11 protein-coding genes are annotated in these 13,902 nt (G+C 39.5%); all 11 read right to left on the reverse strand.

Going from position 1 to position 13,902, the window contains the following annotated elements; all coding sequences use genetic code 11:
• Window positions 1-936 (reverse strand): hypothetical protein (locus tag Q0590_RS20205; protein ID WP_302039413.1); only part of this gene is annotated, 936 nt, incomplete at its 3' end.
• A 716-nt stretch (window positions 937-1,652) separates the two neighbouring features.
• Window positions 1,653-2,876: a glycosyltransferase family 4 protein gene (locus Q0590_RS20210; RefSeq protein WP_302039414.1), complete on the reverse strand. Its 1,224-nt coding sequence runs from the start codon at window positions 2,874-2,876 to the stop codon at window positions 1,653-1,655.
• A gap of 891 nt (window positions 2,877-3,767) precedes the next feature.
• Complete coding sequence (locus Q0590_RS20215) at window positions 3,768-5,087, reverse strand: NAD(P)H-dependent oxidoreductase (RefSeq protein ID WP_302039415.1); 1,320 nt, start codon at window positions 5,085-5,087, stop codon at window positions 3,768-3,770.
• Window positions 5,088-5,123: 36 nt separating this feature from the next.
• Window positions 5,124-5,654 carry a dTDP-4-dehydrorhamnose 3,5-epimerase gene (gene rfbC / locus Q0590_RS20220; protein WP_302039416.1) on the reverse strand — a complete coding sequence of 177 codons (531 nt, stop codon included), beginning with the start codon at window positions 5,652-5,654 and terminating at the stop codon, window positions 5,124-5,126.
• A gap of 26 nt (window positions 5,655-5,680) precedes the next feature.
• Window positions 5,681-6,730: an NAD-dependent epimerase/dehydratase family protein gene (locus tag Q0590_RS20225; RefSeq protein WP_302039417.1), complete on the reverse strand. Its 1,050-nt coding sequence runs from the start codon at window positions 6,728-6,730 to the stop codon at window positions 5,681-5,683.
• 130 nt (window positions 6,731-6,860) lie between these two features.
• Window positions 6,861-7,637: a glucose-1-phosphate cytidylyltransferase gene (rfbF, locus tag Q0590_RS20230; protein WP_302039418.1), complete on the reverse strand. Its 777-nt coding sequence runs from the start codon at window positions 7,635-7,637 to the stop codon at window positions 6,861-6,863.
• 159 nt (window positions 7,638-7,796) lie between these two features.
• Window positions 7,797-8,636: a glycosyltransferase family 2 protein gene (locus tag Q0590_RS20235; protein WP_302039419.1), complete on the reverse strand. Its 840-nt coding sequence runs from the start codon at window positions 8,634-8,636 to the stop codon at window positions 7,797-7,799.
• Entirely contained in the window at window positions 8,608-9,900 is a 1,293-nt protein-coding gene (locus Q0590_RS20240; RefSeq protein WP_302039420.1) for an O-antigen ligase family protein, read from the reverse strand. The genes Q0590_RS20235 and Q0590_RS20240 overlap by 29 nt, the downstream gene beginning before the upstream one ends.
• An 11-nt stretch (window positions 9,901-9,911) precedes the next feature.
• On the reverse strand, window positions 9,912-11,066 hold the full coding sequence (locus tag Q0590_RS20245) for a glycosyltransferase (protein WP_302039421.1): 1,155 nt from the start codon (window positions 11,064-11,066) through the stop codon (window positions 9,912-9,914).
• Window positions 11,067-11,075: 9 nt separating this feature from the next.
• Window positions 11,076-12,314, reverse strand: coding sequence for a glycosyltransferase family 4 protein (locus Q0590_RS20250; protein ID WP_302039422.1), 1,239 nt, complete (start codon window positions 12,312-12,314; stop codon window positions 11,076-11,078).
• Window positions 12,315-12,336: 22 nt separating this feature from the next.
• Entirely contained in the window at window positions 12,337-13,869 is a 1,533-nt protein-coding gene (locus tag Q0590_RS20255; RefSeq protein WP_302039423.1) for a lipopolysaccharide biosynthesis protein, read from the reverse strand.
• Window positions 13,870-13,902 lie beyond the last annotated feature (33 nt).

Here is a 13,902-nt window from a genome sequence, read left to right on the forward strand (position 1 = left end):
ATAACGTTTGGCCGATTCCACCAGCTGTGTCTTGCCTAGTTTGATGCCCACCAAAGCCGCATAGCGGTAGCAAGCCATGCGGCGGTTGTTGAAGGTTTGCATGATGCCATAGACCGTATGACCCGGTCCGGAAGCCGAGTAGTGAGTGAGCAGGTCAGTTCCACCCCGTTGGGAAGGCGACCATTTGCGGGCAGGGGTGTAGGCGGCATCAGCCGAGGAGGAACTGCGGTTAGTGAAGTTGCGGTTGATATCCCAATCCTGTTCGTGTTGAGCAAACTCAGCGGCAGCCAGCAGCCAGTTATCGATACGTTTGCGTTCTTCGCTGCTAAAGGTGTTTTCCCCAGTTAGATCATCGGAGATGTCAATATAATCATAGGCAAACAGGTAATTGTTGAACCAGTTCATCGTCTGGAACAAGGGATTAAGATCACGAAATCGTGTAGTAGGCCAGAAAGTGCGGTTAGTAAAGTCCAGGGAGCGGATAGAGGTGGCCTGCAACAGTTCGGCTTTGACGGCTTGCTTGAGTTGTTTGCGGTCCGAGCGGTTCTCATCGACTAAAGCTACAAAAGCCGCATCGCGGATATGATGAGCCAGGGCTTTGCCATTGGGTTCATTCTGTAACCGCACATCGTCGCCACCACCAGTTTTAACTGCACCAGAACCCTCAAGTAAGGTAGGCCCCCCCCATCGGAAGGAAGCAGGCGATGCCTTGAAGGCTTCTGCATTTTTCTCGATCCGGTTCCAATCGTCGGGAGAGTTTTCGGAGACATCGGAGCGGGTTTTGTAGGGGCCAGAGGCAGCCCGTTGGCGCCAGATGGTGAGTTCTTCCTTGGTTACATGTAAGCCCAGGCGTGTCTGAGCTTGTAAAGAAGATACGATATTTAGGCTAAGCCAAACAAAAGCTGCATAAACCAAGTATTGTAAATTCCTCTCCATTGCAAAAAGTGTTTCATGCAAAGAACTGCATTTACCATTTTTCTACTTTCCAAAAACCTACTTGATTAATACACGTGAGATAATATGAAATTATTAACTAAGCAGAGACAAATGCAATAGAAGAATACAGAGGATAATTTGATGTGTAATACTAAGGCTAGGGGAGATAGCTATTTAATAGGTTGTGCAGAAACCAAAATTGCAATGTCCTTATATCATTGGGCAATGATATAGGCAATCCGGTGCATTTATGATTAATAAGTAATTTGTTTTACTGGTCTGTTACATCAGTTGTGAAAGACAAGCGGTTACCTTTTCTACATACTGACTTTTAAATACGTTAGCTTTTTGCCATTTTTTACATACATTCATTTACCTGATAGGCTAACAAAGGGGAATGAGTGGGGTATACCTGAAGCAAGTGATGTCTAACATTACATGGCTTAACAAACCGCTTATTTACAGTAAGTATTCATCCAAAAATAGGAGCCTTACTCGATTATAGGCATCCGTATATTTATACTTCATCAATTTAACTTCTAACAACTTGCAGATACTGATCTTCAAAATAGCTTCATTAGTAAGCACTTACAATCAATAGATTAACCAGGCTAGTGTGTAATATTTATAAAAAGTTACTGAAGCCAGTGCATAAAAAAGGCTTATCTCATCGTAAAGCCTATGAAAGTTTACATGAGCTGCACTAGATCTATTACTTATTGATTGTATATATTAAGCTCTTGAATAGGTTGGTTTTTTAATCTTATAACTTCTATATATAGGTTCAGGAGAGTTTGATAATTAGATTCTTCGGAATATTTTTCTAAAAAAACCTGTCTTGCTCCTTTGCCAAGTAAGGACACTAATGATTTATCAAGGGAGAGTGTAAGCATTTTCTGTGCCAAGTCTTTTGCATCTCCTGGTGTAAAATGCAGGCCAGATATATTGTTTTCCACAATCTCACCCGGCCCCCCTAAGTTGGAACAAATAACCGGAGTACCTGATGCAAAAGCCTCAAGAATGGTCATCGGAAAACCTTCATACCATAGAGAAGCAAACAGCAGGGCTTTTGCTCGTTTTAGGATATCAGCAATAGTTTCTTTATCCTGAAATCCAAGATATTGAATGTTTGTATGGAGAGCTGCTTCTTTCTGGACCTCCTCCCGTAACGGCCCATCTCCAATGATTTTGATATTCGCCTTACTTAGTTTGGCACATTCCAGTATGGTTCTAATGCCTTTTTCTTCGGTTAATCTTCCAATGAACAGAAAAAAGTCTTCACGTGGATAATGGCCTGACCCTAAATCTGCTGTAAAATTAGGTTTTACAACCATTTTTTCTCCAGGAACACCCAGGCAGGATTCTAAAAATTTATTTTTAGCAAACTCAGTAAGCACAATATACTGGTCTACTTTATTTTTCCATGTTCCAAGTAACTTATGAACTCCAGTCATTAAAACTGCGGAAGCTGTTTGAATCCTTGAATTCCGGTACACTGCCTGAACTATTGCATCGAGGGGAAAAATGGAATGGATGCTTTTTTCATATATTTTTCCATCATGAAAAAGGGTAGCACTCGGACAAATTAATCTATAATTATGCAAAGTGGCTACTATGGGTATATTATGTTTGTCGGCTACGTAAAAAACAGCCGGAGATGCAATGGGAAAAATATTATGTACATGCATTACATCCGGATTAAACTTCCTGATGGCTGTTTCTAACACATGTGCACTCTCAAAATTATACAGACTTTTAACTCCTGCTAAAAATTTATCCCAACCACTTTGAATGATATAATTATCAAACAGGACTTTTTGTACAGTATGGCCATTTTTTTTAAGCAATTCACATTCAGCCTCAAAAACAACGTTTTCTCCGCCTTTTTGCTGATATTTATTATGTATCAGTAAAATTCTCATAATAGCCGAATTTATCAATTTTAAGTTCTGGTGGTATTAACGTAATACTATTTAATAAAGCTTCACTTTACATAAAAATGGATGAAATTTCCTAATGGATGTCAACGGTTCTCTCCATACATTTTATGTAAAAAAATCACTTAAAATGTATCCTTAAAAGCGATTTACTATGAAAGACATTTAATAGTAGTTGCAAACTACAAATTAATCCACTCACATAAATGGTTTCATGTGTAAGTCGGTACTAATTTATACTTTATTGAGAAACTCTATTTATCCAATAAAATGAGCATAATTATTTTTCTTCACTCAAGTTATGTCTACAATAGATACAACTTGCTTTGAAAATTAAAATGGAATATTCCAATACTTTACTAACTATTAGAATATATAATAAGAGGGATTGATGACTAAATTTAAGACTTTTTATTGCAAAATATTACTAATCAACTATCAAAAATTATTTGATATATTTAATGTTGGTCATAAAAATATTTAACCCTTCTAGGTTTCTGTATTTCTCTTTAGAGTTATACTAAAAAGGATGTTTAGTTAAGCCAAGAATAGCAAGAAAGGCCATTTTTAAATACTGTTTTTATCTAATTACAGATTGATTTAACCCATTGCTATACTATAAGCAAACATTTGAGTTAGAAATTGTAGTAATTAGATTGTTTGAACCACGAAAATTGATGCCCCTGGCACTAAGATTAGTAAATTTGATTCAACTTGGTTAACGGAAGTTATTCGATAAAAAAGGTGTATTCTATGTATTTTCAGGCTACCTGCTCGTGTTACTAACACAGACTCTTCCAAATATGACTTCATAAAAGATAACTACCAAAAAAAGCAGCTACTTGATGATTACAAGTAGCTGCTTTTGAAAAAATCTCGGATATAATCCTACCGTTAATTAACTATTTCTGATTCAGCATGAGAAAAGTACATGTTCTGTTCTTCTCTTAATTTGTCGCATAATCTACCTTCTGGCAATATAACATCATCATAGGTAAGCACTTGGTCTTTTGGTATATCCCGTTTTAACCGGCAGCCCTCGGCTAAACCAATGGGAAGCAGATTTTCAGCTCTCACAGTTTCATGATTTTCAGCCAAGCCATAGGTCATATATTCACCTAAACCATCAATACTTTCGCCAGCTTTCAGATCAATTTTAGCTGCAGCAACAACATCTACGCAAGGGCCTGCAATTGGAGCCAGTGTAGCATCGCCAAATAACACAGCTCTGGCGATGGTGTGGTGTACTTCGAAATGGCAAAGATGATAAGGGGTATAGAAGCAATACAATGGTCCTTGGCCTAATTTATACAGATTTAAGTAATGCTGCATCGTAGGATTGTCATGCGTACCTAATACAAATACTCCAGGCCCAGGCACAGCACCCACAACATAATCGACAATACCAGGACCCTGGGTTAGTGCTTCCAATGGGTAAAGATTGGCAGTTTGCTCTATAGGAGTACCAGAAGGAACAGTAGGACCAAACATTCCACGTTTAGCTACCCGCATGCCAGTACCATTAGCCACAATAGCATTTTCGAAAGAAATTTTGGTACCATCGGCAAAAGACGTAACCATACTTGGATTCTGCCCCCATTTCTTTGCAAAGCCTTCTTGCGTTGTTGGATTACGATAAGGATCGTGCAAGCCTTTTATATTGCCGCACAATACTGGCTTTACACCAATTGATTTTACAAACCGGTACAAATTCATCATCACCCCTGGTTGATCGCCATCGGCTCCTGTTAAAATAACACCTGCTTTGTCTGCATATACTTTCAGAATAGGGCCAACCGTGCCATCTACTTCAGCATTCATCATAATTACATGCTTTTTATGCTCTATGGCTTTCATAATTACCTGAGCGCCAAACTCAATAGCACCCGTAACTTCTATAATCGCATCAATTCCTTTAGCCTGGCAGAGCAACAAGGCATTGTCTGTTACAGCATACGTATCGCGGGAAATGCTATCTTCCAATTGTGAAACAGTTTCTACGACGGAGAAATCGGTTACACCAGCCTCTGCATACGCCCTTTTTGCTCCCTCCAGATGACGGTTAGAGATAGCTACCAGTTTCATGCCGGGCACATACTGGCAGAGTTGTAAGGCAATGCCTCTGGCCATAAATCCTGCACCTACCAAACCTACCCGGATAGGATTACCTTCTTTTTGTCTTTTTTCGAGTGCTTTGTCTATAATAAATAACATACAAGTAAAAATAAGTTGAGAGTGAATGGTACGGGGTTAGGCAGTGTAATCAGGATGGTTTTTGTCTTTGTCTGAAACCAGATCTACTGGCACAGGCCATTGAATGTTGAAAGAAGGATCGTTCCAACGTATACCTCCTTCCGCTCCGGGTGTATAATATTGAGTTACCTGGTATGCTACTTCTGTATCATCTTCCAGTGTAATAAAACCATGGGCAAAATTCTCAGGAACATAGAGCATCTTATGGTTTTGTTCGGTGAGTTCTACGCCTATCCATTGCTTATACGTAGGGGAGTCTTTCCGAAGATCGATAATGACATCATAAATAGCACCTCTGGTACAGCGGATAAGTTTGGTTTCTGCATAGGGAGAATGTTGAAAATGCATCCCACGGACGGTTCCTTTTTTCTTGTTGTAAGACATGTTGGCCTGTACTACATTGCCATTGAGCCCATGATCTTCCATTTCTTTTTTGCACCAGGTACGGCCAAAAAATCCACGTTCATCTTCTAATTGTTTTACTTCTAATATAAAAGCTCCTTGTAAAGCCGTTTCTGTAAAAATCATATGTTCAGGTAGGTAAAATGAAAGGTTTACTTATTTGTCCATTCTAGTTTTTCAGTAATTAATTCTTTTTCCTGAAGATAATTAAGCACTTTCAGGCGCATTAACTGAGAGTTGCGGAAATCTTTATCTTTGAAATTCATAGCTTCCAGATTATCCTTTAATTCTTGAATAGTGGATAGTAAATCGCAAACAGGCTGGTGATCGGGCGCTAATTTTTTATATAGATCAAAGCTAACCCGGTACGACCGTTTGTCGGGAGGAGCATCCTGGTTAATAGAAATTTTGACATCTGGCATAACCTGCGCCACAGCCTGAGCCAGATCTTTTACCTGATAATTCCATTCATTGCTTCCTACATTAATGGCCAGGAAGTTGCCTCCATTAGAAGCCTCCCGGTGTATACCCCAATCAATGGCAATGGCCATATCTTTTACATTGATTAAGGGTCTCCATGGACTACCGTCACTTAAAATGGTAATTTGCTTATTGGCTACCGCACCGGCGACAAAGTCATTCAATACTAAATCTAATCTTAGCCGGTTGCTCATTCCGCAGGCTGTAGCAAAACGCAGGCAAGTTACCGTGAACTGATCGTCAGCAAGAGGGGCTAAGCCTTGTTCGGTATATACTTTGGATTTGGCATACGCAGTCAGTGGGTTTAAAGAAGAATCTTCTGTTTTGGGTTTATCTTCTGCAGCGCCATACATACTACAACTGGAAGCAAATACAAAAGAATGCACGCCAGCTTCTTTGGCTTTCCGGGCGAGTTCTACGCTGGAGCGGTAATTTACATCTAAAGTTACTTCTTCAAACTTATTACCCATTGGATCGTTGGAAATAGCTGCCAGATGCACAATGGCTGTCACTCCTTCCAGTAACTTAGTAGGAATATGTCTGACATCACCAAAAAGCTGCTGATCGAGTTTGCTTTCAGGAAAAAAGTCGGCATTGGTTAACGAATTGGCAAAATATCCCATATCAAAACCAATCAGGATAGCCTCAGGATATTTTTTACGCAACAGGTTTACTACGCCGGGTCCGACGTAACCCATATTGCCGGTGATAAGTATTTTCATAAAGTAAAGGCAGTTATATTGTGTGTGTATAGTAAGTTATAGGATACGTTATCAATAGCATAAATAGATTCAATGGCAGGTAAATTTTATGTAAAAAAGATACTTACCAGGTTTGGCAGTATTTGGTGTATTACCAGACTTTCCATGGAGCTTTATGTTGCTGCCACATTTCCTCCAGCACTACCTTGTCACGAAGAGTGTCCATAGGTTGCCAGAAACCTGTATGTTTATAGGCAGAAAGGTTGCCGCTAGCGGCTAGTTGTTCCAGCGGTTCTCTTTCCCACACGGTCGAATCATCAGTAATATAGTCGAGCACTTTGGGTTCCAATACAAAATAACCTCCGTTAATCCAGGGGGTGGTATCATCCTGAGGTTTTTCTTTGAAGGCAGCAATAATGGCTTCGTCGCCTTTCAGATTAAAGGCACCAAAGCGGCCAGGTTGTTGCACTGCCGTAAGAGTAGCCAGGGTATTTTGACTTTTATGAAACTCAATGGAACGGCGGATATCTATATTGCTTACGCCATCCCCATACGTTAGGCAGAAAGCTTCATTGCCAATATATTCTTTTACCCGTTTTATCCGGCCGCCAGTCATGGTGCCTTCTCCGGTTTCTACCAGCGTAACCACCCATGGTTCGGTTTTATTATTGTGGACTTCCATTTTATTATGCCGCATATCAAAGGTGACATCTGACATATGCAGGAAATAGTTGGCGAAGTATTCTTTAATAACATGGCTTTTGTATCCGCAGCAGATAATAAAATCATTAATGCCATGATGCGAATAAATTTTCATAATGTGCCATAAAATAGGTTTTCCACCTATTTCTACCATTGGCTTGGGACGCACACCACTTTCTTCGCTGATGCGTGTTCCATAGCCACCAGCTAATATTACTGCTTTCATAAAAAAGGATTATTTTGTAAGTTAATATAGGCGATAATTCAATACGATAGTACTTGGATTAATTTTATATTAAAAAAAAATTAATACGATAGTTAGCTGTTTTGTTATACGTATAAAAAATAGTTGACTAAATTTCAATTTAATATTACGTCCATTTATTTACTTAAGTAAGTACCCAAACACTCTACGAATGTAGCCATTTGCCAGGACGAATGGAATATAATAAGGTGGACAATTTTTTAAAGTAAAATTCGTGAAGTTTACCAGATTACCTCCGCCCCGGATGCCAAATAGGTGGTTATAATAATTAGAAAAGCTTTTCTTCTGACGAAGTTTCCGTTCACCGCTTTCAGCCGGATAGGTTAGGAGTTTAGCATCATAATTACAATAGATTTCAAATCCTGCCCGTAGAGCTGAGTAGGTAAAATCGTAATCGGCATAGTAGTGAGGAAACTTTTTTTCATCAAATAATCCGATGGTATCAAATACCCTCTTAGGAATCCATAAACCCCGGCCTGGAAAGTGAGTAACTTTATGTATACCTGTTTGCTGGTTTACCGGTATTTTTTTTAATAAAGATTGATAGGAGTTCAGAAACCAGTTGATGGTTTCACCTCCATAGACTGGCTTTAGGGTAGCAGAATCAATAGCCAATGCTCCTAGTAATGCATCTGGCTTCCTGGTGCCCCAGAAATACATTTTTTCTATAAAATCAGGGGTGGCTACCGTATCGTTATTTAGTGTCATTATATGCGAAGCACCTTGATCTACTGCATGTCGAACCCCCAGATTGGTAGCAGCAGTCCAGAACAAATGGCCATTTCCCTCAATGACTGTAACTTCTGGAAATTCAACTTTCAACATCTGTCCGGTTCCGTCAGTTGAGCCATCATCTACTACAATAACCTTAAAGTGTGTATTGGTTTGTTTTCGGAGAGATAACAGGCATTCACGCGTAAACTGTTTCCTGTTAAATACCGGAATTACTATATATAGCATATGTTTTTTCTTCTGGCTCCAGTATATAAGTCTGATGTATGTAACTAATGGCTATACCAACAATGCCGAAATAAAAGCCTGGCAGGTTATAGGATATGCCAAACACTAAACCGCTGGCGACATAAGTTACTAAGGTTAACTGCTCGGCGGTGAGGGTGTATTTTTGCCGGGTCTTGTTTACAAAATAAAACACCAGAGGCAAAACCATTACAAGTCCAAGTAAACCAAAATAAAACATCCGGTCAACATAAAAACTGTGGAAATGGTGGCCTGTGCCGTCATCAAAAAAGGCAATGCCAGCTTCTGCATGATAAAACTGAATGGGTAATTCGAACCCTTTTAACCGCATGCCAAGGGCTAAGTTGTCTTCAATATAGGGCCAGTAAGACTTAAACTGCTCCAGGCGCCAATTACCAGTTCCTTGCGATTCTACATTTTGTATATCTTCTATCCGTTCAACAAATTTGTCTACTACTTCTGGGTTGGTAGACAATACAAAAGAAAAAAGCAGGAACCCAGCCACCAGTGGAATAACAATAAATGGTGTAAAAGCACTTAGCGGAAAACTGAAATCAGCTTTTCGGATTAACAAAAAATTAAGTGAAAGGGCAAATAAGGTAGACAACCATACAGTCCGGTGCTGAAGGTAAAGAATAAAAAACATGATAACCATGAATAATATTAGGTAGACCATTTTTCTGTCTCGCAAATAAACATTCAAAAAGAAAATGCCAGGAAGCAAAATAAAGTACGTTGATTGTGCCGTAAACCCACGGTTAGTATCAACAAACGATTGCAGGCTGAGTACTTCTGTTTTATAAAGAATCAGGTGGACAAAAAATATAACAATAATAAAATAGGCCGTATAGAGCAGAAGTTCTGGTTTAGGATCTTTGTAAGCAAGAAAGGCAAAAGGGATCAGGAAATAAATCATGACTTTTGCAAAAACGTGCGGGTACATCATAAAGGAGTAATAGGTATAGTACGACTCCAGCATGTAGATAACTAGTAATGCGAAAATGAAAATGACCCAGTTTCTGGTAAAAGAATTTAATCTGTTGATAAATACCATGCTTAGGGCACAGGCCAGGAGTATGAGGTATTTTTCAACAGGAACTATTTCTGTAGATGCTGATCCTTCATCCCCATGTTTTTCTCCGAAAACAAGCTCATACAGAAGGCTATCTGTCAGCATAATCAGAATAAGAGCCAGCAGATAATAATATTTAAAACTGAGTTCGTATTTTCCAAATGTAACTTTCATCGTTTACTAATTTAGTGCATACCAACCATAGATTCATAAAACTTTTTACCAAAGTCGAAGTCCGTGAACTCTTTTGCCCGCTTAATTAACTTAGCCGATAACTGTTTTCTGTCGGTTTCAGAAATAGTATCATAGGTAAACATACTTTCTACTATCTCGTTCAGGTCAAGTGTCTGGAGCAAAAGTTCTCGGCAGTTTGTTATTTCAAGTGCCGGGCTATTGACCCAGGCAATAGGAGGGCAGCCCTGCATCATCGCTTCCAATACCGGATAGCCAAATCCTTCGCAACGGCTTGGAAAGAGCAACGCGGCAGCCCCTTTATACAAAGCATCCCGTTCTTCGTTGCTGATACCGGCTACCAGTACTACATCTGGTACCTCTACATCATCCAGTGTTTTGCGGATAGCTTCCACTTCGCCTGATGGGGCCATTGTCAAAAACTTGGCTTTGCCACCCCGGCTTTTATATATTTTGTATGCAGCAATGGCCAGATCGAATCCTTTTCTCAGGTTGTTGTTTCCAAAAACGAAAAAATAATTTTGAGCTTGTAAGTCATATTTTTCCAATGTTTCCAGCATCAACTGATCCGATACTGTTTCAATGGACAGATTGTTGTGTACAACCTTTGACACCCGTGACTTGGAAGAAGGAAAAATACGTATGAGTTCCGACTTAGTAAATTCAGATATGGGGATGAACAAATCTGTCCGGACCAGCGAAACCAAGAAGTTTGTATAATGCCGGTACAATCCTTTTTTAAGACGGGGATAAAAAAACGTGTTTAGTCCGCACAGATCATGCACAATCGTTATCACTTTTATCTGCCGGCTTACCCGCAACGGGCATTGATGATACTGGCAAATGAGGTATTGAACAGGCGCAGAAATTTTTTTTAAGGCTTCAACCACACCCAGCTGAATCCACCTTACTTCATGAATAAATCGTTGGATAATATATTTTTTATTGGGTGTCACGAATGTAACTTTCGGCTGCGCAGCCAGCTCGTCGTACATATGATGATCATGGGGCTTGGTTGGTATGATCAAATAGATATGAGTTATCTCATCATTTTTTAATAAAGATTTTACCAGTTCATAGATGTAGATGGCATGGCTGCTATAGGGATTACCAACCAGTCTAAAGGCATCTATTGCAATATTTATCATGTTTGTTAATTAGTTATTAGGTACAGGTTTATGGGTAGAAATTTCATTCGCATCTGTTGTTTTTAGTGTAGCATTTCCGCTAATTTTCTGCTCTTCAAAGTGTCTGATAATCCGTTGATAATATGCCAGGTATTTGTGTGTCATTCTATAAATATCGAATCCTTTCAAGCCATCATCATACTGAAGATGTTGGAGTTTGGCTCTGAACTGTTCATCATCTAAGGCAGCAGAAAGCTTATCTGCCAGAAATTCAGCTGTAATACCCTGAGAAAACAAAGCTTCTTTTTGTTTAAGTAATTCGGGAATACCACCTACAGCTAAAGCAAACACCGGCACGCTAGAAGCAATGGCTTCTAGGAGAACGAGTGGGCAATTCTCATTCAAAGCGGTATGCATGTATATATCAGCCGATTTCAATACGGGAATGACATCTTCATGATGACCTAACATAACTACACAATCTGCTAAGTCTCGTTTCTGAATTTGGTCTTGCAGGTACGCATAATCTTCCCCATTGCCTACCATAGCACATACGAAATCACTTCTTTGCTTCTTTAAGTAATAGGCAGCTTCCAGAAACAAATCCTGATTTTTTCGTTTTTCCAGGTGTCCGATGTTCATAAGTACATATTTTCCAGGATACTGCGAATGTAAAACAGATAAGGGCGACGTACGCTGAACCGCTTTAAAATCTACACCATTATGTATGATTTCTACAATGGCATCAATGTTGAATAAGTGCCTGGAACGTTTGATTACGTAGGAAGAAACACCATTGTAATAGGTAATGGCTTTGAAAAGATGCTGATGCCACTTTTGGGTAAAAGTGACTGCCAGGCCAGTTAAATTCCTGCGTTTAATAGTTTCAGTGGCCGGATCATCGTTGAAGTGGCAAGTAAGTAAAACAGGTATGCGTCCGTTGGATGCCAGTTTTGCAGCATAGGCACTTCCTAAATCCTGGGCATTGATAATATCAAAATCTTTTTTGCGAATCAGCTGACGAACCGCTGTATATATCCGGATAAAGTTTTGACTTTCTCTTGCTAGTTCTTTTCCCAACCCTCCAAACAGCGATAGTATTTTCGATGCAGCTGTCGAGGTTTTCCGGATAATCGGTTGAGCATCTGCCACACTAAGCGTTTGTACCTGATGACCGGCACGCTCCAGACTTTTAGCGAGATTCATATAATGAACACTTACCCCGCTGGGGGCTTCAGGAATCATATAGGAAACAATCAATATTTTCATAGCTGTAAAAGTTTGAGACAGGTTAATGTGGTTTTTTTTCTTTGATATTCAGAAAAGTAAGGTAAGGCAGAATAACCCGCTCATAATATTTGCTGTTCGTCAAATTGAATTTAATTAGTAAGCTGGCTATCTCCTGTTTAAGAACAGGGTGCGGAATAATGAGAATCAGCAGTAGTAATATAAGTACTCCAGTAATCACCTGGCAACTGAATATTAACCAAAGGGGAGACTCTGCAGAGCGAAGCGAAGAAGTAACCAGATACAAAATACCTCCAACCACTACACCATTAATAATTCCCGGAATATAGCTGCCAAAGAGTTGTTTATAATTAACCAACAATATCTGCCGCATTAAGTACATGTACATAAACGTTTTGATGACTTCTCCTGTGGCAATGGCTGAAGCAAAGCCTTTCAATCCGTAGTCTCTCAGAAAGTAGAAAAGCACCAATATTATCTGGATATAGATGACATTCAGAATTATCTTTTTTTTGAGGCTGGCTGTGGCATCGCAAACTATACCCGCAAACATGGTAATCAAGCTTAGTGGAATAGCAATACAAATAATCTGAAGAATTGGAATGCTTTCAGTCCATTTGTCTCCTAATAATATCAACACCAATTCTCTGCCTGAAATAATTACTCCTACACTGGCCGGAATTAATACTGTGGCAATAATTGTGATACTGGACAGATAAATGGTAGTAAGTTTTTCACGGTCAAGCTGTATTTTGCTGAACGAAGGAAAAATAACTTTAGCCAGACTGGTTGTTAGAAAATAGAGCGGTAAGTAAATTAAATTATAGGCCCGGTTATAAATACCTAGTTTGCTTGATCCCAGAAAGTGGCCTATTAACAAGGTATCCATATTGCTGTACAAAAACTCCAGAAAACTGATAAACGACATCTTGCTACCATACGCAAACAAGGGTTTGTATTGCTGCCAGCTAAATAACAACTGAATGTTGTGTCTGACATACGAATAAGAGATAATGGCCATAATTATTGACTGGCTCAACGTGGCCAGTACCAAACTCCATACCCCGAAGCCAACGTAGGCCAGTACAATCCCTATTCCCAGGTAAGCAACGATGTATGAACAAGTTTCTGCAATTGACAGCACTTTAAATTCCATTTGCCGCCGCAACAGACTGTTTGAAGTAGAAGCAAACCCGCCAATTAAAAAGCTTACGGCCATAATCCTGACCACTTCAATAACTTTGGCGTTGTCAAATACGAGGATAGAAAAAGGAGCCAGTACCCAGATAAGGGCAAAGAAAAAGCCGCCTAAGAGCAAGCCGGAGGTAAAAGCAGCACGTATATCTTCTGTTGACAGATCTTTTTTTTGGATAATCGCCTGTGCCATCCCCATGTTGGCAAAGTAACCACCAAAACGTAAAATTACCGCAGACATAGCTACCAAACCAAATTCAGTAGGACCTAGCAAACGAGCCATTATTGCCGAATAGCCAATCTGCATAACAGAATTAGATACTGTAGCAATAGAAGTCCATTTTACGCCATTTAGGGTTTTTGCTGTTAAACTCTGACTCATTTTAAAGAATAGATTCTGCTTTAGGTTACATGT

This window comes from Rhodocytophaga aerolata, assembly GCF_030503435.1.
Lineage (GTDB): Bacteria > Bacteroidota > Bacteroidia > Cytophagales > 172606-1 > Rhodocytophaga > Rhodocytophaga aerolata.